The sequence below is a fragment of the Vibrio rarus genome, from assembly GCF_024347075.1.
GTDB classification, from domain to species: Bacteria; Pseudomonadota; Gammaproteobacteria; order Enterobacterales; family Vibrionaceae; genus Vibrio; species Vibrio rarus.
In genome coordinates, this window is record NZ_AP024900.1 from 895586 (window position 1) to 919350 (window position 23765).

At 41.2% G+C, this 23765-nt stretch carries 18 protein-coding genes, 1 other RNA gene and 1 pseudogene; 10 read left to right on the plus strand and 10 right to left on the minus strand.

The genetic code is table 11. The annotated features are described in order from the left end of the window. Positions 1 to 167: 167 nt before the first annotated feature. Both OCU56_RS04280 and OCU56_RS04285 read left to right on the plus strand, forming a co-directional pair. Complete coding sequence (locus OCU56_RS04280) at positions 168 to 1253, plus strand: efflux RND transporter periplasmic adaptor subunit (RefSeq protein ID WP_261874303.1); 1086 nt, start codon at positions 168 to 170, stop codon at positions 1251 to 1253. Then, complete coding sequence (locus tag OCU56_RS04285; RefSeq protein WP_261874304.1) at positions 1253 to 4363, plus strand: multidrug efflux RND transporter permease subunit; 3111 nt, start codon at positions 1253 to 1255, stop codon at positions 4361 to 4363. Before OCU56_RS04280 ends, OCU56_RS04285 begins: the two co-directional genes overlap by 1 nt. Before the next feature lie 122 nt (positions 4364 to 4485). On the opposite strand, the gene OCU56_RS04290 is transcribed toward OCU56_RS04285, so the two are convergent. Next, positions 4486 to 4965 carry an outer membrane beta-barrel protein gene (locus tag OCU56_RS04290; protein ID WP_315973180.1) on the minus strand — a complete coding sequence of 160 codons (480 nt, stop codon included), beginning with the start codon at positions 4963 to 4965 and terminating at the stop codon, positions 4486 to 4488. Positions 4966 to 5205: 240 nt separating this feature from the next. Between OCU56_RS04290 and OCU56_RS04295 the strand changes: the two genes are divergently transcribed. Next, complete coding sequence (locus OCU56_RS04295) at positions 5206 to 5523, plus strand: DUF1244 domain-containing protein (protein ID WP_261874305.1); 318 nt, start codon at positions 5206 to 5208, stop codon at positions 5521 to 5523. Between the two features lie 248 nt (positions 5524 to 5771). Here OCU56_RS04295 and OCU56_RS04300 read toward each other — a convergent pair whose 3' ends face one another. Further along, positions 5772 to 6836, minus strand: a complete 1065-nt coding sequence (locus OCU56_RS04300; RefSeq protein ID WP_261874306.1) for a PLP-dependent cysteine synthase family protein — start codon at positions 6834 to 6836, stop codon at positions 5772 to 5774. 129 nt (positions 6837 to 6965) lie between these two features. Between OCU56_RS04300 and OCU56_RS04305 the strand changes: the two genes are divergently transcribed. Next, positions 6966 to 7433, plus strand: a complete 468-nt coding sequence (locus tag OCU56_RS04305; protein WP_261874307.1) for an Lrp/AsnC family transcriptional regulator — start codon at positions 6966 to 6968, stop codon at positions 7431 to 7433. Between the two features lie 65 nt (positions 7434 to 7498). Here OCU56_RS04305 and putP read toward each other — a convergent pair whose 3' ends face one another. Together putP and tesB are read right to left on the minus strand one after the other, a co-directional pair. Further along, complete coding sequence (gene putP, locus OCU56_RS04310; RefSeq protein ID WP_261874308.1) at positions 7499 to 8932, minus strand: sodium/proline symporter PutP; 1434 nt, start codon at positions 8930 to 8932, stop codon at positions 7499 to 7501. A 206-nt stretch (positions 8933 to 9138) separates the two neighbouring features. Then, positions 9139 to 9996 (minus strand): acyl-CoA thioesterase II, encoded by an 858-nt coding sequence (gene tesB / locus OCU56_RS04315; protein WP_261874309.1) that lies wholly within the window; start codon positions 9994 to 9996, stop codon positions 9139 to 9141. A gap of 157 nt (positions 9997 to 10153) precedes the next feature. On the opposite strand from tesB, the gene OCU56_RS04320 reads away from it, so the two are divergent. Further along, positions 10154 to 10591 carry a YbaY family lipoprotein gene (locus OCU56_RS04320; RefSeq protein ID WP_261874310.1) on the plus strand — a complete coding sequence of 146 codons (438 nt, stop codon included), beginning with the start codon at positions 10154 to 10156 and terminating at the stop codon, positions 10589 to 10591. Between the two features lie 35 nt (positions 10592 to 10626). On the opposite strand, the gene OCU56_RS04325 is transcribed toward OCU56_RS04320, so the two are convergent. Further along, positions 10627 to 10929 (minus strand): MGMT family protein, encoded by a 303-nt coding sequence (locus tag OCU56_RS04325; protein WP_261874311.1) that lies wholly within the window; start codon positions 10927 to 10929, stop codon positions 10627 to 10629. 59 nt (positions 10930 to 10988) lie between these two features. Between OCU56_RS04325 and OCU56_RS04330 the strand changes: the two genes are divergently transcribed. The 5 genes from OCU56_RS04330 (at position 10989) to gmtX (ending at position 16791) form a co-directional block, all read left to right on the plus strand. After that, positions 10989 to 11723, plus strand: a complete 735-nt coding sequence (locus OCU56_RS04330; RefSeq protein ID WP_261874312.1) for a VP0952 family biofilm-associated protein — start codon at positions 10989 to 10991, stop codon at positions 11721 to 11723. 110 nt (positions 11724 to 11833) lie between these two features. Beyond that, positions 11834 to 11930, plus strand: an RNA gene (gene ffs, locus OCU56_RS04335) — signal recognition particle sRNA small type. Positions 11931 to 12099: 169 nt separating this feature from the next. Next, positions 12100 to 13575, plus strand: a complete 1476-nt coding sequence (gene gmtY, locus OCU56_RS04340) for a gamma-mobile-trio recombinase GmtY (protein ID WP_261874313.1) — start codon at positions 12100 to 12102, stop codon at positions 13573 to 13575. Continuing rightward, entirely contained in the window at positions 13572 to 16160 is a 2589-nt protein-coding gene (gene gmtZ, locus OCU56_RS04345) for a gamma-mobile-trio integrase GmtZ (RefSeq protein ID WP_261874314.1), read from the plus strand. The genes gmtY and gmtZ overlap by 4 nt, the downstream gene beginning before the upstream one ends. Then, positions 16153 to 16791, plus strand: a complete 639-nt coding sequence (gene gmtX, locus OCU56_RS04350; RefSeq protein WP_261874315.1) for a gamma-mobile-trio protein GmtX — start codon at positions 16153 to 16155, stop codon at positions 16789 to 16791. Before gmtZ ends, gmtX begins: the two co-directional genes overlap by 8 nt. A 156-nt stretch (positions 16792 to 16947) precedes the next feature. Here the strand turns inward: gmtX and OCU56_RS04355 are convergent. The 5 genes and pseudogenes from OCU56_RS04355 to OCU56_RS04375 all read right to left on the minus strand — a co-directional run. After that, positions 16948 to 17139 (minus strand): annotated as a pseudogene (locus OCU56_RS04355) (integrase); the annotation flags it as partial. A gap of 437 nt (positions 17140 to 17576) precedes the next feature. Continuing rightward, positions 17577 to 20723 (minus strand): AAA family ATPase, encoded by a 3147-nt coding sequence (locus tag OCU56_RS04360; protein ID WP_261874316.1) that lies wholly within the window; start codon positions 20721 to 20723, stop codon positions 17577 to 17579. Then, complete coding sequence (locus OCU56_RS04365) at positions 20713 to 21255, minus strand: ABC-three component system middle component 1 (protein WP_261874317.1); 543 nt, start codon at positions 21253 to 21255, stop codon at positions 20713 to 20715. The genes OCU56_RS04360 and OCU56_RS04365 overlap by 11 nt, the downstream gene beginning before the upstream one ends. Next, on the minus strand, positions 21242 to 22477 hold the full coding sequence (locus OCU56_RS04370) for an ABC-three component system protein (RefSeq protein ID WP_261874318.1): 1236 nt from the start codon (positions 22475 to 22477) through the stop codon (positions 21242 to 21244). The genes OCU56_RS04365 and OCU56_RS04370 overlap by 14 nt, the downstream gene beginning before the upstream one ends. Further along, the gene (locus OCU56_RS04375; protein WP_261874319.1) at positions 22474 to 23532 is read right to left on the minus strand and encodes a ComEC/Rec2 family competence protein; all 1059 of its coding nucleotides are present in this window, start codon (positions 23530 to 23532) and stop codon (positions 22474 to 22476) included. The genes OCU56_RS04370 and OCU56_RS04375 overlap by 4 nt, the downstream gene beginning before the upstream one ends. Between the last annotated feature and the right edge of the window lie 233 nt (positions 23533 to 23765).

Sequence of the window (23765 nt, forward strand, 5' to 3'; positions counted from 1 at the left end):
TCACTTTCTTCATGGTATCATGCAATTTTATACGATTAGTTGTGTATTCAAAGATCATAGTAAAGTGATTTCAGTTACCTTGATGCGTTATTACTTTACATTGATTGACATAAATAGCGTTATTTACTGGTAAAATACCCCCAATCTTACGAAATTATATAACTATAATGACCAACAGAAATAAATCACACTCATCTATATTCGCTGTTGCTACAGCATTTCTATTGAGCGCAACTCTGTGCTCACCTGCTTTTGCAAAAGGTCCCGGAGGCCCTCGCGGCGAGCCATCTACTATTGCAGTGACCACGCAAGACGTTGGAATTCACAAAGTGTCACAAACACTGGCCTTAGTGGGCAAACTAAAAGCGTCTCAATCTGTCATTATCTCTCCAGAAGTGAGCGGTGTTGTTCAGCGCATTAGAGTGCAGACTAATCAGCATGTAAAAACTGGACAGATTTTAGTGCAGTTAAGCAACGATAAAGTCAAAGCATCGGTAGCGGAAGCTCAAGCCTACCTTAATGACGAACAACGTAAATTAAGTGAGTTTGAACGATTAAGAAAAAGCGCGGCTATAACATTAACCGAGATCGAAGGTCAGCGAGCCAGTGTTGATATTGCGAAGGCAAGGTTAAGTGCTGCGAAAGCAGAATTAAATGAACGAACTATAAAAGCGCCATTTTCTGGACAAATTGGTTTTGTCGATTTTAGCTTAGGTAAAATGGTCAGTGCCGGAACGGAGCTACTCACCTTAGATAATCTATCCCTTATGGAATTGGACTTACAAATTCCTGAGCGTTATTTGCCGTTATTGAAAACGGGTATGAAGGTGACTGCAGTTTCCAGTGCGTGGGGGGATCAACCCTTTAAAGGAACGCTCACCGGAATCGATTCACGAGTGAATTCCGATACTTTGAATTTGCGTGTCCGTATTAATATTGATAACAAGTCAGAAAAATTGAAACCGGGCATGTTAGTAAAAGCTACCATGGAGTTCCCTGCCATTGAGGCCGCAATTATTCCAGTGCAAGCTCTACAATACCTAGGTACTAAACGTTTTGTTTATGTAGTAGATAAAGACAATCTCGCCCAGCGCCGTGAAGTATTTTTAGGCACTCGTGTGGGTAACGAAGTGGTTATCGATAAAGGTCTCGAAGTAGGCGAAACCATTGTGGTACAAGGTATCGTTAATATGCGAGACGGCGCAAAAGTTAAAGTCGTACAGAAAGAAAAGGGCAGCGAGGTTAGTTTGTAATGCTGTTATCTGATGTTTCTGTTAAACGTCCCGTTGCCGCTATTGTATTAAGTTTACTGCTGTGTGTTTTCGGGATAGTGTCCTTTTCTAAGTTATCGGTGCGTGAAATGCCCGATATTGATAGCTCTGTGGTATCTATTAGAACCACCTATGATGGGGCTTCGGCCACGATTATTGAGAATCAAATTACCTCAGTTATTGAGGATCAATTGTCGGGGATCAGTGGGGTCGATGAAATCACGTCCACTACCCGTAATGGTATGTCACGCATTTCGGTGACATTTGATCTGGGTTACGATCTCAATACAGGGGTTAGTGATGTTCGTGACGCTGTTGCGCGGGCGCAAAGTCGCCTTCCTGATGAGGCCGATACTCCTACCGTGGTTAAGAATAACGGCAGTGGTGAAGCATCGCTTCATATCAACCTTAGCTCCGACTACCTTGATCGCACCGAGTTAACCGATTATGTGGATCGTGTTCTTTTAGACCGGTTCAGCTTGGTTTCTGGGGTGAGCTCAGTGGAAGTGTCAGGTGGCCTATACAAGGTCATGTACGTTAAGTTAAAGCCTACGCTCATGGCGGGTAGAGCCGTAACAACATCGGATATTACCGCAGCACTGCGCACCGAAAACATTGAAAGCCCCGGTGGGGAAGTTCGTAATGACTCCATTGTTATGTCAGTGCGTACCGACCGTATTTATAATTCAGCAGAAGATTTTGATTATTTAGTGGTGCGCCGAGCTGCCGACGGCACACCTATTTACCTCAAAGATGTGGCTGATGTCTATTTAGGTGCAAAAAACGAGGACTCCACCTTCAGAAGTGATGGGGTGGTGAATGTGAGTTTAGGTATTGTCCCGCAATCGGACGCTAACCCGCTCGATGTCGCCACCGCGATTCATCAGCAAGTGGATAATATTCAAAAATTCTTGCCTAAAGGCACCCGTCTGGCGGTAGATTATGACTCGACCGTTTTCATCGACCGATCTATTTCTGAAGTGTATAACACGTTATTTATGACTGGCGGATTGGTTATTTTGGTGCTGTATATCTTTATAGGGCAAGCCAGAGCAACCATTATTCCGGCCGTCACCGTACCTGTATCGCTGATTTCTTCATTTATCGCCGCCTATTATTTGGGCTTTAGTATTAACCTTATCACCTTAATGGCGTTAATTTTGTCCATAGGTTTGGTGGTGGATGATGCCATAGTGGTGGTGGAAAATATTTTCCACCATATAGAGCGAGGAGAACCTCCGTTGCTGGCCGCCTATAAAGGGACCCGAGAGGTAGGCTTTGCAGTTATAGCCACAACGCTAGTATTGGTAATGGTATTTTTGCCTATCTCCTTTATGGACGGCATGGTAGGGCTGTTATTTACAGAATTCTCAGTACTGTTGGCCATGTCAGTGCTGTTTTCATCCTTGATCGCGTTAACCTTAACACCGGTGTTAGGCAGTAAAATCCTATCGGCCAATGTTAAGCCTAATCGTTTTAACAAAGGTGTTGAGTTTCTCTTTGCTAAGCTAGAGCGAGGCTATCGCCGCGCCATTGGTGTCGCTCTGAAACTTAAATGGCTCGCCCCTATCATCATTTTGGCGTGTATGGGTGGCACCTACTTTTTAATGAAGTCAGTTCCTGCTCAGTTAACACCGCAGGAAGATCGTGGGGTTATTTTTGCCTTTGCTCGAGGAGCGGATGCCACCAGTTATAACCGTATGGCGTTAAATATGGATGTCATTGAATCACGCTTAAAACCGCTGCTAGGAAAAGGGTTATTAAAATCGTTTTCTATCCAGGCGCCAGCGTTTAATGGTAACGCTGGGGATCAAACTGGCTTTGTGATTATGATTTTAGAAGATTGGTCGGTGCGTGATATATCAGCCAGTGAAGCACTCGGTGTTATTCGAAAGACACTGGCCGATATTCCCGATGTACGAGTTTCTCCAATGCTACCTGGTTTTAGAGGCCGCTCCAGTGAGCCGGTACAATTTGTGTTGGGTGGCTCCGATTATAAAGAGCTCGAAAAGTGGGCAGATATTCTGAAAAATGAAGCGGATGCCAGTCCATTTATGGATGGTGCCAGCACCGATTACTCAGAAAAGACCCCTGAACTGGTGATCTCTATTGATAAAGAGCGCGCCGCAGAACTGGGTATTAAACAAAGTGATATATCCGATACTCTAGAGGTGATGCTAGGAGGTAAATCTGAGACCACTTATGTAGAGCGCGGTGAAGAGTATGACGTCTATTTACGTGGTGATGAAAACAGCTTTAATAATATTACCGATCTCAGCCAGGTGTACATGCGTACCGCCAAGGGGGATCTGGTGACGTTAGACTCTGTGACTAAGGTGAACGAAGTGGCTTCGGCAATTCGCTTATCTCACTACAATAAGCAAAAGTCGATTACCGTTAAAGCCAACCTAAAAGAGGGGGCAACACTTGGTGATGCACTCGATTATTTAGATCAAAAAGCCATTGAGATCTTACCTAATGATATTTCGATTCACTATTCTGGGGAGTCGAAAGACTTTAAAGAAAACCAATCGTCTATCTTAGTGGTCTTTGCTCTCGCCTTATTAGTCGCCTATTTGGTATTAGCTGCGCAATTTGAGAGTTTTATTAACCCGTTAGTGGTGATGTTTACCGTTCCTATGGGGGTCTTTGGTGGCTTCTTAGGCTTGGTTATGATGTCGCAAGGCTTGAACGTGTATAGCCAGATAGGGATGATCATGCTGATAGGCATGGTAACCAAAAATGGTATTTTGATTGTTGAGTTCACCAACCAATTACGTGATAAAGGCATAGCATTTGAGCAAGCGATCATTGATGCTTCAGCGCGTCGTTTAAGACCGATATTAATGACCGCCTTTACCACTCTTGCAGGTTCTATCCCATTGATTTTCTCAACAGGTGCCGGTTATGAAAGCCGAGTGGCCGTTGGTACAGTCATCTTCTTTGGTATGTCGTTTGCCACTTTGGTTACCTTGTTTGTCATCCCTGCAATGTACCGTTTGCTATCGGTAAACACTCGCTCACCAGGCCATGTGGAAGGGTTGCTTAATCAAGAGATTGAATTGGACATTAAGGGACGCAGTAGCCATTAATATCAAGGGCAGTGAATTATCGCCCCATCCTAATGATTAACTGGGATGGGCGTTATTGAGTAAAAACCAAAAAGCCAGATCATATGATCTGGCTTTTTTAGTTCGATTGGTATCACCGCTAATTAAAAATCAAGACCTATGCTAACTTGCAACCCATCATAATCGGGGGTGTCGTCGCCAAGATCTGCGGTAGCGAAGCCGTACAGATATTCTGCTCGTAGCCAATAGTCTGCATTCATATTCCATTGCAGGCCGGCACCCACAGTAAATATCGCTCCTGAGGTATCGCCTATATCTTCACGTCCACCATTGCTAGTGTCGTGGTCTTTTATATAGGTGGCTATGGCGCTACTGCGTGTAAATAACTCTAATGGTGTATTGCCTAATTCTCCCGATGAGAGCACAAAAGATAAACCTAACTCGTAGTAGTTTGTTTCAAAAGTTTTGGTTTTATCTGATGCTTCGGAATAGCGGAAAAAGCCTTCCATATTGAAGTGGTCATTAAACGATTGGCCACCACCGATAATCAAACTAGGGCTTGAAAAAATATTGGTTGAATCGCCATCAGGAGAGAAACCGACGTCGCCGCCACCTAAATAAATGAATGGTTACCTGCGGCCAAAGTAGAAAAGGAAAGTAGAGTTAATGGCAGTAAGCTAAAAAGGCGGAGCTTATTCATAGTCATCCTTGATTGGGTGTGAGTCTTAACATTATAAATGTTAAGTTTAAATAAAACAGAAACTATCTTAAAATGTATTCACATCATAAACTTAACAGTTGTCACATTTACGGTTTTTGTCGTAAAACACCTATTATAATGCCATATAAAAAGGAGATTAACATTGACTCAAGCAAAGCACTCACAATTATCGCAACAAGAGCAAGATAAGTTAGATGCAGCCGTATTTCGTCGTTTACTGGCTCATTTAGATAGCAATAAAGATGTGCAAAATATTGATTTAATGATTTTAGCGGGCTTTTGTCGTAACTGCTTTAGTAAGTGGTATACAGCAGAAGCGAAACAAAATGGGTTGGACATAGATATTGATGACGCTCGTCAGCGCGTGTATGGAATGACGTATGACGAGTGGAAGAGCAAGCATCAATTGCCAGCCACTCCCGAGCAATTAGCGGCTTTTGAGGCAAAGAACAAAAAATAACAGCATGCGCCTTACTGGAAACAAAGAGAGGCGCATGATTTTTATACCAATTACAGTAATTAAGTGGTCAGAAATAGCGCAGGAAAAACACTTGAGAACAAGGCGCTATTTTTGATAAGTAGTTGTTCTACATTCAAAAATTGCAACGCCGTTATCATGTGTTTTAACAAGCTAGAATGATCAGTTAATTATTACGATGGTATTATGCCTTCGCAATCGGTAATAGCTCCTATAGATGGGGCTGTTATTTAACTGAGAAGTTGTTTTAGGTGATCACGACTGATACTGATATCACCTATGGTTTGTTCAATCCATTGTGGGTTGTAGTAAGTGTCGAGATAGCGTTCGCCACTGTCACACAACAAGGTGACAATAGAGCCAGACTCTCCATTTTGTTGCATTTTTTTCGCCAGTTGCAAAACCCCATATAAATTAGTGCCTGTAGATGGCCCCACTTTGCGCCCTAAGTGTTCATGAAGCCATTGCATGGTAACTATGCTATGTGAGTCAGGGACTTTGATCATTTCGTCTACCACACCGGCAATAAAGCTCGGCTCTACTCGTGGTCGCCCTATGCCTTCGATATTACTGCCACGATCTAAAGTGGTGGTGCTATTTCCTGTTTGGAAATAATCATAAAATACTGAATGTTCAGGGTCCACAACACACAACTTGCTGTCGCACTGTTGGTAACGAATAAATCGGCCAATGGTGGCGGAAGTGCCACCCGTACCTGGGCTCATAACGATCCATTTTGGAATAGGGTGCTGCTCTAGTTTCATTTGGCTGAATATAGAGTTCGCAATGTTGTTGTTGCCTCGCCAGTCTGTAGCACGCTCAGCGTAAGTAAATTGATCCATATAGTGACCGTCTAGCTCTTTGGCTAAGCGGTGAGATTCTGCATAGATTTCATCGGAGCGATCCACTAGATGGGCGCGACCACCATAAAACTCAATTTGTTCAATTTTCTTCTTAGCCGTGCCTTTTGGCATTACAGCAATAAAAGGCAGGCCTAACATGCGGGCAAAGTACGCTTCTGAGACTGCGGTACTTCCCGAAGAGGATTCAATAATGGGGGTGTTAGGGCCTATCCAACCATTACACAATGCATACAAAAATAGTGAGCGAGCGAGACGGTGCTTCAGTGAACCTGTAGGGTGCGTGCTTTCATCTTTAAGGTAAATATCTACCGCAGGAAATGCCGCAACATTCAATTTGATCAGGTGGGTGTCAGCGGATCGTTGATAGTCCGATTCAATAAGCTGAATGGCGCGCTTGACCCAGTTGTGCGAGTGATTGACTGCAGTGTGCATGGTTACCTTCCTGATCTCTTGTTTGTATGAAGAATAATTTACCTGTAAATTGCGAGAAAAACTTCCCCATTAACGCTGTTAATTGGCTACTATATAGAAAAATTTTCTACAAAAATAAGTGTTAGTGAAATGAGTATAGATAAAATAGACAAAAAGTTGCTATCACTGCTACAAAGCAACGCCACTTTATCCCTTAACGAGTTAGCCGAAGCGGTGAATCTCACCACAACACCCTGCTGGAAGCGGTTAAAGCGTCTTGAAGAAGAAGGGGTCATTCAAAAACGTGTTGCCTTGCTTGAGCCAGAGAAATTGGGGTTAGCGTTTACCGCATTTGTATTTATCAAAACCTGTGATCACTCCCATGAGTGGTATCAACACTTTGCCGAGACAGTGTCAGAATTTGAGCAGGTGATGGAGTTTTATAGAATGGCTGGAGATTATGATTACATGTTAAAAGTGCTAGTGAAGGATATGCCAAGTTTTGATGCTTTTTACAAAATGTTGGTCAATTCGGTATCGGGTATCTCAAATGTAACGTCTACCTTTGCCATGGAGTCCATCAAATACACCACAGAATTGCCATTGGCTAATCTGTAGGGTATTTAACTGTAGAGGAAATGGTGAGGCCATGACGCCCCACCATAGGTTTTTATAGAGGATAATTAGATATCTAATTTTTTTAGCGTCTCAGGTGAAGGGGTTTTGGTAAATAAACTCACCACAACAATTGAGGTTAAAGAAAGGAAGAATGCAGGCAGTAACTCATAAAAGTAAACGCCGTCAATGGAGACATAGTTTTTCACTACAAAAATACTCACAGCCCCCACAATCATACCCGTCAGCGCCCCAGCCTTAGTGGTGCCTTTCCAGCAGAGTGCTAGAATAACCAGTGGACCAAATGCCGCGCCAAATCCACCCCATGCATAGCCAACCATAGCTAAAATAGAGCCATCATCATTAGCCGCAATCACTAAGGCTAATGCGGCAAATCCGATCACACCCATACGGCTTATCCACGCTTTTTTCTGCTCATCAAGTTTGCTGATAAAGCCAATATCTTCTGTCAGTGATGAGGTGAGAACCAACAGTTGTGAGTCCGCTGTTGACATTACCGCCGCTAATACTGCCGCCAAAATAAAGCCAGCAAACACTGGGTTAAACAAGGCATCGGTTAATGCTAAGAAAATACGCTCTTTATTGCCATCAGGCCCAGAAACGGCCGATAGTGGGTGTATGGCATCATAACCAATACCAATGAGTGCAATTGAGATGGATAAAACTAAGGTAATCACCATCCATGAGATGCCAATGCGACGAGCTTTAGCAATGTTTTCCACTTTATCAATACCAATAAAGCGCGCCAAAATATGTGGCTGACCAAAGTAACCTAAGCCCCAAGCAAGTAATGAAGCGGCGGTAATAAAGTTGGTGGAAAATTTAAACGCTTCGGGTTTGACTTCGCTGATGTTAACTGGAGATCCAGAAATGGCCATATAACCCAATAACATACAAAAGAACAAAGCCGCTAGCATTAAAATGCCTTGAATAAGGTCGGTCCAACATACCGCCATATACCCACCTAAGAAGGTATAAGAGATGACAACAAATGCGGTGACATACAGCGCCACTTCTTCTGTAGTGCCAAAACTGTGTGCAAAAAGTAATGTTCCGCCTTTTAGACCAGAAGCCACATATAAGGTGAAGAAAAAGAGAATCACTAGAGTGGAAACGGTTTTAATTAAGCCAGAGTTATCTTCAAATCGTGATGATAAGAAGCTTGGCAAGGTGACGGTGCTGGTGGCTTCTGTTGCAACACGAAGGCGAGGGGCAACAATTAGCCAGTTTAGGTAGGCCCCTAAGGTTAAGCCAACACCAATCCACACCCCTTCAACTAACCCACTGGCAAATACTGCACCAGGTAAGCCTAGTAATAACCAGCCACTCATATCAGAGGCACCCGCACTGACGGCAGAGGTGACAGGGCCTAGAGTGCGTCCACCTATAATAAAGTCTTGGTTATCGTGTGTTTTTTTCATGGAGTAATAGCCGATACCAAGCATAACTGCCAGATAAAGACCAAATTGTAAATAAATCATGTACTACCTTTACGTCCGTGGTTTGAATACGATGTTAATTGTATAGATAATGTTATCTTATAGGTGAAAATTGTTAATTGCATTATGTAATTAAATGACAGTTCATCACAGAAATAACGGCCAGCTGTGATGTTCTGCCTCTTTCTACAGTTAATGAACACTACGGTAAATGAATGAAAGGGGGAACGTTTACCTGTAGTCGCACTTTAGCTTTTACGCATAACACCCTCTTGAACGGCGCTCGCCACAAGGTGCCCTGAACGGTTATACAACTCACCACGCACTAAGCCACGAGAGTTACTTGCTGTAGGGCTATCAATGACATACAGCAACCAGTCATCCATTTTAAATGGTCTATGGAACCACATAGAGTGATCAATGGTAGCCACTTGGAACTTAGGTGTGAGTAGGCTGACTTTATGGGGATGTAAAGCGGTCACTAAAAAGCCCCAATCAGACGCGTAAGCTAACAGGTACTGATGAATCAGTTGATCATCGGGTAACTGCCCGTTGGCACGTATCCATAGGTATTGCTTTGGCTCTTCTTGGTGTGGTTTTAGGGGGTTAACCACTTTTACCGGTCTCACTTCAATGGGTTTTTCACCACAGAATATTTTTTGTACGGTTTCAGGTAAAAACTGCGCAATTTGCTCTGCTAATTCAGACTCTGATGCAAAGTTTTCCGGCCCTGGAATATCAGGCATCGTATTTTGATGCTCAAACCCTGGTTGCTCACCATGATAGGAAGCGGTGAGGTAGAAAATAGGACGTCCATTTTGAATCGCTTTTACTCGGCGGGTGCTAAAGGTGCGTCCATCACGTAAATGCTCAACATCATAGATGATGGCTTTTTCAGGATCTCCCGGGCGCAGAAAGTAGCTATGAAATGAATGAACGCTGCGATCCTTAGGAACGGTATAACGAGAGGCAGAGAGCGCCTGTCCTAACACTTGGCCACCATAAACCTGCGGTAGGCCGAGGTGCTCACTTTCACCGCGAAATAACCCTAATTCGAGTTGTTCTAGCTGTAATAAGGTTAATAGTTTATTCAGTGGTTTACTCATCCGACCTCCAAGTTAGTTTCTATTTGAAAATACCTGTTAACCTGTTAATAGACAAGTGCTAATTGTGAGCTAACTCTAAGTATCTTCGACTTCTCTATGGTAGTGGGTATTTATTGCGGTTTAGATATGAGCATTATGACGATAGAAGGGGAATAAGATGAAGGGAAAAACCACGCTGATTATTTGTGGATTAGGTGTGCTGTTAATGGGCTGCGTCCCCGAAACGCATGAAGTTAGGGGACAAGGGGTGCCACAGGTCACTATGGTTGAAGTGACAGGGACGCTGACCTATAGGGAGAAAATCGCCTTGCCAGACAATGCACAAATTACGGTGACATTAGAAGATACATCGTTAGCCGATGCCAAAGGGGTGCTAATAGATAGACAAACCTTTACTACAGAAGGTAAACAAGTTCCGGTTAATTTTAAGCTTCAATACAACAGCACCCACATGGATCCGCGTCATCGCTATACCGTTCGAGCACAAATACGCGTAAAAGACACATTAAGGTTTACGACAGATACGTCTGTGGCGGTGATCACAGATAAGGCGCAGACACATCACGTGCAATTACAGTTGAAGCGTGTTGATTAATGTAGAAGGGAAAAGGGTGATCTTGAGCCTTTGACTTAAGGTTGCCAGCGAAACGTCTTTAATTTCACTTTTCCTGCTTCAGTAAAGACAATACCTTCGCTCACTAGGCGTTGCTTCTGGCGTTGTAAGTGTTCACCACTGAGTGAAATTTCACCTTTAGCATTGATTACTCTATGCCAAGGAAGGGTAGTATCCTTAGGTAAGTTACTTAAAACAACGCCTACCTGCCTTGCATAGCCCGGATAGCCCGAAAATTTAGCAATATCGCCATAGGTGCTGACCATGCCTAGGGGGATTTGGTGAACTAAAGCAAAGACTTTATGTTTAAAATGATGCATAATTGTGTTGACTGTTAAATAAATTGAGGAATAAAAACAGTAATCGCAAGGAGGCGAATATGATGTTTTCTATAGTTCAGTTCTTTATTACCACATTATTGGCCATTATATGTGCTCAATCAATTGATGTGAGTCAGGGCAATGTGCCTGTTTTAGCGTTGGCAATCCCAGCCCTTTGGATCATATCACGCTCTCGAGCTTCGGGTATTTTTCTTCTCGTAGGGCTATGTCTGTATGGTTTTACGCTCTCTTATCAACCGACAGCACTGTCAGTATCAATGTGGATCCTATTCCCGCTATTAATGGTCGCCTTCTCTAAACGTAGTAATAACAGTGCACGCTGGTATGTATTTGGCTTCTTTGTCTTTATGCAATCGGGCATTATCTACTCGCAAAACATCGGTATATTAAATGGCGAAGCTATCTTTACCTTACTGCAAATAGTGAGCATAGCCATGATTTGGCTAGCCGCAGTATCTTGGAAGATATCCTCAAAGCATGGCTGGTGGGCTCTGCTATTAGTAGCGCCTTTGATGATAGCCGGAATGGCTCATGCAGCACTGATCTCATTAACTATAGTCGGCATTATGGTCTCAATGGAGAGCATGGTAAAAAGCCAATCTAAACTATTAAAGCTGCAATGTTGGACGCTACCTACAGCCGCTTTTGCCTCTTTAGTTGCCATGCCAAGCGGCAATGTTCAAGGGATTGTTCTGTTAGTTTGGCTACTCATCTTAGCGGCAATTTGGATGACAGATTACATCTTGCGCGTAAATGAAGAGATAGGCGATTAAACTTTCAACGCTTAGCACTAAAGCGATAAAAAGGGCTTGTATAAAAGCAAAGGATGATGAATAATCCAATCACTTCTTTAGCAAAGCATTTGTTAAAGTCGCTCTATGGGGGTTGGTCCTCTCGCAACAATAGTTCGTGAACTCGGTCAGATCCGGAAGGAAGCAGCCGCAGCGAATGACTTGTGTGCCGGGATGTGGCTGGCCCCCACCCAATTCTGATGTTTGCAAGATAAGTCATATCTATAGCACTCCTTTCTATACTAAATCCCCTTAAAGTACTTAGTTTCACCCTCTACCTTTACTTTTTATTCCATTAGATCAATAGCAATTTCTCTACTATACCTACTAATACCAGTTTCGTTTGATGTGGTGTTGGATGTCTGCGATCGTTAAAGTTCAAGCTCAGGTCAAAATTGACCACTCAGGTTTAATGCTCGACATCCCTGTATTAATGACAGATCAGGGCGTGTTCGATCCCCTGCTTGAGTACATCATTAGCCAGTCTCACATCAAAAGTCTCCCTTGGATGAACCGAGTTGTATTTGCATGCCAGTTATTACTGGAATACATGGAAGCCAATCGGGGACTATTCTCAGAACCAAGCTTTCTATTTCAATCTTTTGTCCAGCGACTTTCATCAGGCACTATCGACAAAGAAGGGTTTGATTCCTCTGGTTTGTTTTGGTTGCCGAGGTCAGTTTCCAACGTCAACCAGCTGCTGTCGGCATTGAATGGATTAACGGATTGGCTCTCTATCCATAAAAATACAAGCAGTCTTAACGATTTTGAAGAAGCTACCTCTCACCAAGAACGACTCAATTACGCTGCGTGGCATAAGAGAAATCAACATGATTTTCTTGGTCATATCAAAAAAAATGCGCCTACAGAGCTACTGAAAAGAGTGAGGAAAGTTCGCGGAAAAAAAGATGTGATTAAAGTGGATGGCGATGCGATTTCGTTTCCCGAACAGCTATTTAAAGCATTTTTTATCGACGGTGTCGGTAGTGCGAGAGATTCAAGAGTGGCTATTCGTGATCAATTGATTTTACTGTTGATGCACGGGGCTGGGGTTAGAGAAAGTGATGCCCTGCACTTGTGGGTTGATGATGTGTTTCTTGATCCAATGAACTCTGACAGTGTGACCGTTCGTTTATACCATCCTGAAGATGGCAAAGCTCCCAACCATTGGGTCGGCAGAAAACGGCAAAGTACCCGCTCGGCCTACCTTGCCGAAAAGTACCACCTAACACCACGCAATAAACTTACGGGCACCGCCAGAGTTGGTTGGAAAACCAAGGTGGTCGATCATGATGATAACTACATTCAACTTCATTGGTTTCCTTCCTATTACGGGGAAGTGTTTGCTTATTTATGGCAGCAATACTTAATGGCCTTGCTTCCTATTCAGCGAAATCACCCTTACGCCTTTGTTTCCTTTGCTAGAAAGCAACTGGGTAACGCATTAACGCTAAATGCATTCAATCAAAGCTATGCGGCGGGTATGGGCAGAATTGGTCAAATCACATCAAAGCCCGAAGGTCGCTCGCCTCATGGTCATCGTCATGCCTATGGAAGACGGATGTCGAATGCCGGGGTAGATGTGCGATTCATCAAGAAAGCACTGCATCATTCTTCTCTTTTATCTCAGTCGATTTACACGCAACCAGGCGTTCGTGATGTAACACTTGCTTGCGAGCGTGCCACGCAGAAACTCGATGGTCAGCAGTATGCGAACTTTAAGCAAGATGTGGAGTTGAGCTGGGAAACCATTATGGAATCTGGGTTTGAAGATATTGACCCCGATGGTTTATTTTCAGGTAGAGCACCTAAGTTTGGGAAGCGAGCCTCATGAAATCAACAGACTATGAATTTAATTGGTTCACCGAAAAGAATGGTACGGGTTGGGATACGTGGCGAGAAGTTGCGGCGACGTGGTTGCACCAAAACAAATATGGCATTGATCATAAGAAGAATGCGTTGGATCGGTTTTTGGATGAATACTTAGTTCCGAAGTTCATTGTTGATCCCGTCGAGTTTTTCGAAATGGGTCCGCAAGATTATGTTCAGTTTCTCAGTCAATTCGAATTGTCGGAAGGCTACAGGGTTCGACAAAACAATGAGGTGTGCTCGTTTATCGATTGGGTGATAACCACCTATTATTCTCAACCGGATGATGACGGTGAGTTGGTTGCCATGTTTAAGAACCCTTTTCAAAAAGGGTCTAATCCAGTTAAAAATCAAGAAACCGTCTACAACGCTTTACCTTATACCTACATTAAACGGTTGCGAAAAATTCTTTGCCCGATTGAAAGGGGCAATTTTTCAGACTGGGACTGGGCGGTTGAGCAAAGTGACGCATTTATCTCGAATAGCCGGCATCAAAGAGACTGGTTTGTGGTTGACGGCTCTGCCATTGATAAAAATGACCCTGATTGTGTATGGCGGAAAATCAAAGTAGATAAACCTCGCAGTATTAGAATTGATGGAGTGCTAACGCCGTTTAAGGAAGGTGATCACCTTTATGTTATTTGGTCACCCGTTCGTGCAATGGCGCTGTACCTAAAATTACAGCTTCCATTACGTACTTTTCAGGTTCGCATGCTTGATTCTGGTGAAGCCGATACGTGGCGCTACGAGAGTGGAAGTTGGGTTGCCAATGAAATGAATGATTTTTCTGAAGGCAGTGAAAAGCGCCCTTGGCAAAAAGGTATTTTTCACCGAATCATCACACCTGATATTGGTGATGTGATGACTGGTCTCTATATAAACACGAATAAGACCGCCGATAAAAATAAGGATGAAATCACGAGAGGCTATGTGATCCCTTGGCAACATGAAGAAGTCTTATATTGGTTAGAGAAGCTGCGAAACTGGCAGCAGAAATACAACCCCATTACTAAACCGACTTCTATCCATAAGCTTGATTATAAGCACTTTGGAAGTACCAAAACGGATATTCAACGAAATGAGATCGGTGATATTTGTTTTTTGTTTCGTAATGCCGCCGCCGCTCTGCACAGTGAAAAGGAAATGCCGATCACTCAAGGGTATTTGAACACACTTTGGGTAAGCTTGATGGCGGAGCTTGAAACTAACATTCAAAAAGATGATCACAAACTCATGGATGGCAGCAAAGTTCACTTCATTGACCCAGCCAATCATCGTAAGACACTATTTCCGTTACATTCGTTACGCGTTTCTCTGATCACTTGCTACACCATTGAAGGTGAAATCCCCGCACCGGTGTTATCTAAGTTATTGGTCGGTCACAGTCGACTCATCATGACCATGCATTACACAAAAGTATCCCCAGTGATGATGGCAAAAAAGATGAAGGCAGCGGAAAACAAGATTGAAGAACAAAACGATGCGACGTTGCATTCATTCTTGGTCAATAAATCGATAGAAGAGATTGGCTTACAATCCGCTTATACCGATATAGAGTCCCTTCGAACAGTATTAAGGGTTCGAAACCCCGCAGGGTGGCAAGAAAAAGCGATAGGTATTTGTTTAGCGGGTGGGAACACAACGCCATTAGTAGAAAGTACCTCCACAGCAGGGTGTTGGAACGGAGGGGAAAAACTAAAGAAAGCGAATCGTAACCAAGCGGATTTGTATGGCCCCGTTCCTCATGGTATTGAAAACTGCGTCCGCTGCCGTTGGTTTATTACCGACGTTAAATACCTCCATTCATTAACCGCCCATTTCAATAATCTTAGCTATCACGCGTCAGAATCAGCCAAAATCGCTGCAGAGTTAGAAGCCGAGCAAGCGGTGTTATTAGATGAAGAATACTTCTGTGAAGTGAACAGGGAGCCGTTCCAGAAGTATGAATACTTACATCAAATAGACCGCAGAATTGAAAAGCAAAAAATTGATGCGGATGAATACTGTAAAGATTTGGTCGCCTGTTTTCAGATAATTCGTAAGCTTATTCGCATCGAAGAGCAGCGGCTCCCCGAAGACACCGTCGATAAAGTCATCGCAATAGGATCACATACGGAGATCTCTCCGTTCTTTAGCTTTGTTGACACAGAGTCGGAGTTTCGACAATTGATACAGCTATGCGATGACGCAGAAATTTACGCGGATCTGCGAGATGATTTAAGAAAAACGCCAGCGATTGGTCATCGATCAAACAAGTTAAATTCAATGCTCATGCAGTCGGGTTACATGCCATTTTTGATGCAGCTTGATGATGAAACTCAGCTCTTAGCGGGTAATGCAATGATTAATGCCATGCTCAAAGCGACAGGAGAGCTTGATAAAACCAAGGCGATGGGCCTCATCGCATCGTATCTTGATACGGAAGCGTATTTACAAGACGCGGGTTTATTAGAGGTAGGCGTAAAGGCTATTGAGGCGCAAACGGGAATCAATATGTTACGCCTTGCTGACTTGTCGAAAAATAAAATGGGAGTAATTAAAAATGGCTAACCCAGTGGACCCGCACATTATTCTGGAAGAACTGTGCTCCAGCGCGACAGCCCGCACAACGACGGCGCTAAGAACCTTGCACAACATTCTAGAGCAGCAAAGCCAGACCAAGTCATTGGACTTCTCTATCGTGACGATTGGAAAGTTATCTCAAGAACAAGGCGGACCTTCAACACAAACCATTCGTAATCGAACAGGAAAGCATTTTCAGCAATTGATTGATGCGTGGGCAGCCTATTCAGGAACGACTCGTAAGAAGCCACTCTCGGTGCGTCAGAAGCAGCTTCTCAACAATAATGACCAACACATACTGGAGTCTATCGATGATCCAGTCATTCGAGCGGTTGTTGGTTCGTTAATTGCGGAGAGAAACAAATACAGAGACCAGCTTAACGTATTAAAAGCGAATGCGGATATTGTTATTGACCGGACTACTCAATCTCAGCCTCAGGTGGCGGCTACTTCAAATCAGCTGACGCCAATAGAAGTGGAGGCTTTGAGGGCTGCTGTTGCTGATGAATTTATGGATGAGCAACGATGGGTTGTGATGCCGACGGGGCAAGTTAAAGATGAAAATGGGATAGAGGTTTACCGGCGTGGTTATGTGAATGGGGTGCTTAAGTTAATTTGAGAGTGAAAAAGTAGGATTGTTGATGCGAAACAAGTTGTTTTGTAAATAATCTTTGCCCATTCCTTGCCAGCAGCGCTCTACCTCACAAATCATAGTGAGGTCATTTGACCTACTTTTTATTATCTGTGTAATGTCTACTGCATTGGGGTCGTACCAGCTCTCAGAAATCCTTAGTGCATCTTCAATCTCGACGCTAAGGTATTCGATCGTGCTTTCGAGCTTAGCATGACCGAGAAGTAACTGGATAGCACGTAAGTTCTTGGTTTTGGAGTAGATCAAAGAAGCTTTGGTTCGTCGTAGTGAGTACGTCCTATACTGGGTCTTGTCTAAGCCGATATCAGTCTCCCATCATGTGTAATGGGCTGACCTTCTCGAAGAGCACCTCTTGATGGTTTTTCTGTTGTTTGACGATGGTACGGGACAAAAGCGCGTTAGTGCTGCTACTCTAAAACGTCTCTGCCCAAAAAATCACTTAGAGCTAATACTCATATATTTTTGAGGCGTGCATTTCCCTATCAAATCTAATCCGATGAAAGAGGGCAAGACCATACTCACTTTGGGCGTGTGTAGGTTGAAAAACGTATTGCTCAGCATCCGCCGGATGGAATCAGGCTTTAAGGCTATTGTGAGTTTTGTGTGACTATATTGAATTGAAAACCCTCCCTAAAAGGGTAGAAAAGTATTATTCGACATGAAAGCGGCAGTTGTGTGTGTATTTTTCTGGAAACTAAAACATACTACCACTGCCGTTTTTTATCGTCTCACGCTAATCCGCGATGAACCGTTTATGAAGCTAGTTGTGCAACCTTACCATGTGACTCAAGACTAAAGAACTTAGAACCAAATACGCTTTGAGGAACTTTCTTTTTCAATAAGTTGAAGAGGCTTTCATCATGAGTGGAAAGAATAACTTGCTTGTTATGTGACAAAGAAATACCACGAAGTAGGTCTATTGTAGAAAGTATGTTTAACCCATCCATAGCTTGGACAGGATCATCAATTAAAATAAAATCAACATTTTCACCTTCGCCATCAGCTACATTTAGTGCTTTGGCTAGAAAAATACAGAGACTTAAAGCATTGAGTTGCCCTGAACTAAAGTATAGTGATGGAACTATAACACTCTCTTCATTTTCCTTAGTACATACTAAGTGTAGCTCAGGTTTCTCTCTTGGGCTGAAATTACAAACGAACCTTATTTTTACATACTCAGGATGTGGATCGACCCTACGATAAAGCTCGTTGATTAAGTCCTCATAGAAGAAAGAGCCGATAGACTTATCTATGTAACTCGAAACGGCGTTTATCTCTTTCTCAATGTTTGCCTGAATGACCGTCGTAACGAAATATAATCTTACTTTGAGGGAATCAATGTCTTTGTTAACCTGAACTAGTTCTAGATATTGTTGAGCATTTTTCAGATAGTGTCTTACTGTAGAGAACTCATGCTTTGTTTGCGTCAATCGGGATATTTGATGTTTTCTATCTTGCAGGGCTTTTGATAACAAAGACTCGATTAGATTTTGTGTGCCGGGTAGGACTTCAATTCCTAGCTCGCTAGAGATGACGCTTTCAATGTGATAGTTGATAGAAGTCAACTTAGTAACCTTGGAAGTGTATAATTGCATCTTCTTTATTAGTGATTCTAATTTCTCTTGACTGCCTTCTACATCTAAAACACTGATTTCTTGATTATATGAATAAACGTCATCATTGGAGCAGTGTATACTTTCATTTGAAACTCTTATCAATCTGTTGAGCTCGTTCTTTCTAATACTATGATTTAGGGAAAGCTTGTTATAATCACTCTCCTGAACTGAAACGATATCGCTACGTGATAACGATTCCAACTCATAGGCTATTTTACCCAAAGCAACTTCAGCCTGTGTGATTTCTTCTTCATAAGACTCAATTTTAATCCTAGCATTATCATCAGACCTACGTAACTGATTGAGCTCGTCACTAAGATTATCGAGGCGAGCGTTTAACTTCCGCTCATAATCATCACGACTAAGTTGACCATTACATTCACGTATTTTTTCGATTTCAGCGTTAATTTCATTGATTCTACTTGTTTCTTGGTCTACATCGAAAGAGAGCTTTATATTTGACTGATGAATTTCAAATATATTCTCTTCCAACTTAATAAGCTCTTTATTAATCGATTGCTTTAATGTTTTTATTTGGTCTTGCAACTGATTTTTGAGCTCAGCTTGGTCACTACTGAGTATACTAAGTTTCTTGCTCAACTCATAGTTTCGAACGTTTGAGTCTTTAATACTAATTATAGAGTCTATAATAGAATCTGGGGAATCAAAGTTTGTGGAGCAAACAGGACAGCTACAGCTATTAGACTCCTTCAGTATTTTTATCGCTTCAGTTTTTACTTCCTGTACTCTTTCCTCTAGTCTAGTGTCAAATACTAACTTTTCTTGGAAGTTGTCAATGCTTTGACCAATTTTCGTGATCTTTTTTGAAAGAGAGAGGACTGTTTCAAGAATTTTCGATTGTTCCTCAGTTAAAATGAAACTTTGAATTTGTTCGTAATATTCGCTATCTAAGAAGTATAAAGAGCTTGTTAATGAGTTCTTTTTTTTAAGTAAGCTCTGTTCTTTTGGTATATTATCTTTGGCAGAAGAATTGAGAGCTCTCAAGTTGGACTTATGGTATTTCAACTCCTTATTAAATTCAGAGAGCTGAGCATACATATGTTGAGATTCTTCCAGTGCTCTGCTAGATGTGTCTAAGTCTTTAAAGATTTCTTTGATTCTCTTATCAAATTGGATTACATTTGACTTTTGAGAATTGAGACTTATTTTAATTCTTTCCTTTTTTGATTGAATACTATTTTTCTTATCATCTAATATAGAAATTCTTTCCTTGCTGCCAATGTAGTCATCATACCTTGATAGTATGCTATTCAAGATAGAAAGTTTGTGTTTGTCTTGTGCAAGATGTTTATGAACTATATCCCTTGATTCTTCAAGGGTGATTAGTTTGTTCATTGTACTAATTTCAGACTCAATATTCTTGATTGACAGATGCTGTCTAGCTATTTCGTTCTTATTGCTGATGTACTCTGAGACAGTGAAGTGATTGTCTTCAGAAAACATTGACTCAAGATTAGATACAATGTTGTTCAAAGCTGTTATATCTGAATCTATTTTACCTTCGCCATTCAAAAGCGAACTATCATAGTTGAATAAATCCTCCTCAGTATACGTATAAGGTATTGCATCTAAGGAGTTGTATTCTTTATCAAGTGTTCCTAATTGCTCATTGATCTTGTCAATAAAGTTTAAGTCAATATTTTTGTCAACCTTTGACTCTAGGTTTTTTATGTTATTGCAAAGGTCTTTTTCTTCGTTTTTGCTTATTTCAAATAGCTTTTGTAAGTTTTTATATTGTTCACTAAGCTCAATGTCACCAAATTTTTTGATGAATTTTTCGTATCTAATCTTTGCATCATCTTCTCTCAAAAATGAATTTATTCCGTCTTGAGATAGTATTACATCTGTTATAAACTCTTGGTTGTCTCTTACTTCGCTGTCTGCAAACTTAGTGTCTTTTTGACCTTTCCTTATTTTATTATGGTCTAATGTGTTTGAAATGGGTGGCACTTGTCCTTCAAGATATATATCAACCTTGCTGTATACATTTTCGTTAGCATGCTTGTTACGGATAATGAACTTGTCATCCTCGATTGATTTTGCAAACGGTAATAGTTTCTTACCATCTTTTTTTAACCTAGAAACACTATTCGTAAAGCCCCACTCAATAGCGTCGTAGAATGATGTTTTACCGAACCCGTTAGGAGCATATAATGCTATAAAGTTAGATGTACTATCATCCTCGTTTGTAAAGTCAAAAAGGCCATCTCCTGGGCAACAGTAAGCTCTAAATGCCTGAATATCAATCTTCCTAAGCTTCATTTGACTTCTCCATTTTACTACCAATAGCTTCGTATAAGTCCATTAACCCATCTTTACTCAAGCTTGTTTGTGGAACCATATCTAGTAAATCACTATTGTATTTGGCTGTATGTTTCATACTTTTATTTATTGAACCAACTTTTAAACCAATATCAGTAAAAATGACATCCTCACTAAATATCTCACTAATTGTTCTTGAACCGATTTGTTTTTTCGACAGTGTAATTTTTCTACTATAGAATTTGTTGTTTTCTATTTGATACTTTACTTTCTTTGGTATATCAAAATTACACAAATAGATAATGTAAAAATTCCACTTTTGGAAGTCATTCTCAAAATTATCACTTATAGAAATAGATAAAGAAGTATTAACCTTCTCCCACAATTTACCTAGTTTATCTGGGTCATTAAATTTCACTACGCCACAATAAATAGAATGAGGAAATGGGATGTCGTAAATTTCACATTCAATACCATAACTTTCTGATATTTCTTGTGCAATATCAGCAAATTTTGCCTTAAATGAAGTCATTGGCTATTTCCTTGATTTTATGTACAACAGTTCCAGCGCTACAGTTCATTAGAATGTCCTCTTTGTAAATCATGACTTCTTGAACACTGTATATATGCTTAATTTTTATTTCGCTGAACGGATCTGTAATACTCGCGTTATCAATTTGCATTTCGTCGGGCATTGGTACTTTATCTATTTCCATGAGCACATTAGGTGGATATTCTGTTCTTGTCGGCTTTCTGTTTTTATTTGTAACAATAAATACCGTAGAATCTTTCTTTAGATCTTTTAAATCTGTATTGTATAGAACAGGGATAGATTCTAGCCAAAGTCCATCGACTTCACAATATACAACCCTCAGAGTCTCTTTTAATTGCTCAAGTTTAGAAGAGTCAATGTTGCCATCATTTTTAAAAGAAACTACCGATAATACTTCAAGAAAACCTATCCAATAATCTTTATCAAAAATATTATTGCTATTTACCGATAAACAGTTTCCGTATACATTGATAATATCTTCGATGCTCAATGTATCAGCAACAATTTCCGCCTTACGTTTCAAGCAGCGACTGACAAGCTCTTTGTTCAATGTCATGTCTTTCAACTTGAAAGTATGATCAGTTAACAGCTCTAATGTAACTGTAGTCAGGCTTTCTAAATTACTGTCATTATTGTTTGCGTTTGTAATTATTTCTTCAAAAAACTTAGTTGGTACTGCCGACGTACGACCTAGATTTTCTTTATCATCTCTGTTTGTCATTTCGCATTGTATAGCGATTAACTCATTGCTAGAGTCTCTTTTTGTAACGGGACCGCCCGACATACCATCGATTTCATCAAACTCAGGTATACCGGCAATCTCCAACTCCAAAACCCCATCATCATTGGTTTCATGAGTGACACCATAATCAAATCTAAACTTATTAGGTGCGGTCCTGCATTTTGGAAAGCCTGCTAAAACAATGCGTTGTTCATTACATTCAGAAGTTGTAATGATGTAATCTTGAAGGTCAGTTACTTTTTGCACTTGGAGTATTGCCGCATCTACTCCTTCGTGAACTAAAGGTTTACCTATGACTTCGATCGTTTCATTTGTATTTGAGACTGGGTTTTTCCATTCGATATTGTTGCAGTCGTTCAAGAGGTGCTTTGCAGTCAATACATAGTCATATGTACTATTATACAGTTTAAACAAGCATCCAGAACCTTCATTTACTTGAACGCAACCTTTTCTCCTCATAGTTCTATTTCCGTTGTTGGGTGGGTAGAAAACTGAGGATAACCAACACAATCGACCTCACTAAAAATTGTGTTAACAAATTCCGGATAATTAAAATAGATCTGAGCCGCATTATTACAATCAATTATACGAGCTAAACACGTCTTATCAGGGTGGCCGTGGTACTTACCATTAGTACTTATGATATATTTAGACGTTTCTACTGATTCTAGTAGGGTTCTAGATGTACTTTTCTTACTCCCATGGTGTGATATTTTAATGAATTCGACATTGATTTTATTATCTTTATCGTAACCAAGTAAGCTTAGCGCCTTGGTTACATCTGTAGGGCCTGCGTCAGCCAGAAACAGGAATTTTCTATCTTCAAAAGTAACAACAAAAGAAATCGAACTAAGGTTCTGAACTTTCTTATCTTCCACAAAATGATCTTTATTCAAGAGTTGCTTGATGGATGATTTGTGATCTATGTTCGTCGCGGTACATAGGTCTGGTTGTTCTGTAACCCACAGATCAAGGAGGGCACTTAGAGTGTTGGAGAATGGAGTGAGAACATGAATCTCTAAGCCATGAAAATCCTCTTTATAACCATTTGTAACATAACCATTGTGGGTTATGTCTAAATCAGACAGTAACTCCTCAAGAGTTTTGCCTTGCCCGCTACTGGTTTTAGTTCCTTCGGATTGACAAACGAACGTATCGTCATTAACTACAGTGTTGTTTTCTACATGTTTTATTATCTGCTTTGGTGAGTTAAACCAAACTTTCTTAACTTTACTAGCAACCTGTTGGTCCTTCGAAAACCACTTGAGAATTCCACCTATGTGATCATCGTCTATGTGGGTTACAACCAACAAGTCAATCTGATCTACTGCGTCAGTGAGAACTTTAAGTGGACCATCTTCTGTCTTTTTCTTCTTTTTTTTGTCAGATCGTTGCAAGTAAGTCGAACTGGGACCACCGTCTATCAGTATGTTTCTATGGACACCAGCTTCGTCCCAAAAGGAGATATGTATACAATCGCCATGTTCAGCTTTCAAAAAATCAACATTAAGCATCTACGAACTCCGAAATACAAACCACTTAAAGTACAATGCGTTACATTATGTGATATCTACTTGTAGTTCTCAAACACTTATAGTCTATTAGTGTCTTATTAGCTCGCTTTCATCGAACCTGAGAGTGGGCTTTTTTCTCTTTTAAATACCTTTGATTCAGACACAAGAACCGCCCCAAGTCGTTTCTTACCACAAAGAGCGAAGGGAATTTTTGTGGATGGTTACACAACGGC

Coding starts and splice junctions, on each gene's coding strand:
- OCU56_RS04320 (WP_261874310.1), top strand. CDS start 10,154: ATGAAGGGAAAAACCACGCTGATTATTTGTGGATTAGGTGTGCTGTTA.
- OCU56_RS04330 (WP_261874312.1), top strand. CDS start 10,989: ATGATGTTTTCTATAGTTCAGTTCTTTATTACCACATTATTGGCCATT.
- OCU56_RS04300 (WP_261874306.1), bottom strand. CDS start 6,836: ATGCACACTGCAGTCAATCACTCGCACAACTGGGTCAAGCGCGCCATT.
- OCU56_RS04375 (WP_261874319.1), bottom strand. CDS start 23,532: ATGCTTAATGTTGATTTTTTGAAAGCTGAACATGGCGATTGTATACAT.
- OCU56_RS04365 (WP_261874317.1), bottom strand. CDS start 21,255: ATGACTTCATTTAAGGCAAAATTTGCTGATATTGCACAAGAAATATCA.
- OCU56_RS04280 (WP_261874303.1), top strand. CDS start 168: ATGACCAACAGAAATAAATCACACTCATCTATATTCGCTGTTGCTACA.
- gmtX (WP_261874315.1), top strand. CDS start 16,153: ATGGCTAACCCAGTGGACCCGCACATTATTCTGGAAGAACTGTGCTCC.
- OCU56_RS04360 (WP_261874316.1), bottom strand. CDS start 20,723: ATGAAGCTTAGGAAGATTGATATTCAGGCATTTAGAGCTTACTGTTGC.
- gmtZ (WP_261874314.1), top strand. CDS start 13,572: ATGAAATCAACAGACTATGAATTTAATTGGTTCACCGAAAAGAATGGT.
- OCU56_RS04370 (WP_261874318.1), bottom strand. CDS start 22,477: ATGAGGAGAAAAGGTTGCGTTCAAGTAAATGAAGGTTCTGGATGCTTG.
- putP (WP_261874308.1), bottom strand. CDS start 8,932: ATGATTTATTTACAATTTGGTCTTTATCTGGCAGTTATGCTTGGTATC.
- OCU56_RS04305 (WP_261874307.1), top strand. CDS start 6,966: ATGAGTATAGATAAAATAGACAAAAAGTTGCTATCACTGCTACAAAGC.
- OCU56_RS04325 (WP_261874311.1), bottom strand. CDS start 10,929: ATGCATCATTTTAAACATAAAGTCTTTGCTTTAGTTCACCAAATCCCC.
- OCU56_RS04285 (WP_261874304.1), top strand. CDS start 1,253: ATGCTGTTATCTGATGTTTCTGTTAAACGTCCCGTTGCCGCTATTGTA.
- gmtY (WP_261874313.1), top strand. CDS start 12,100: ATGTCTGCGATCGTTAAAGTTCAAGCTCAGGTCAAAATTGACCACTCA.
- tesB (WP_261874309.1), bottom strand. CDS start 9,996: ATGAGTAAACCACTGAATAAACTATTAACCTTATTACAGCTAGAACAA.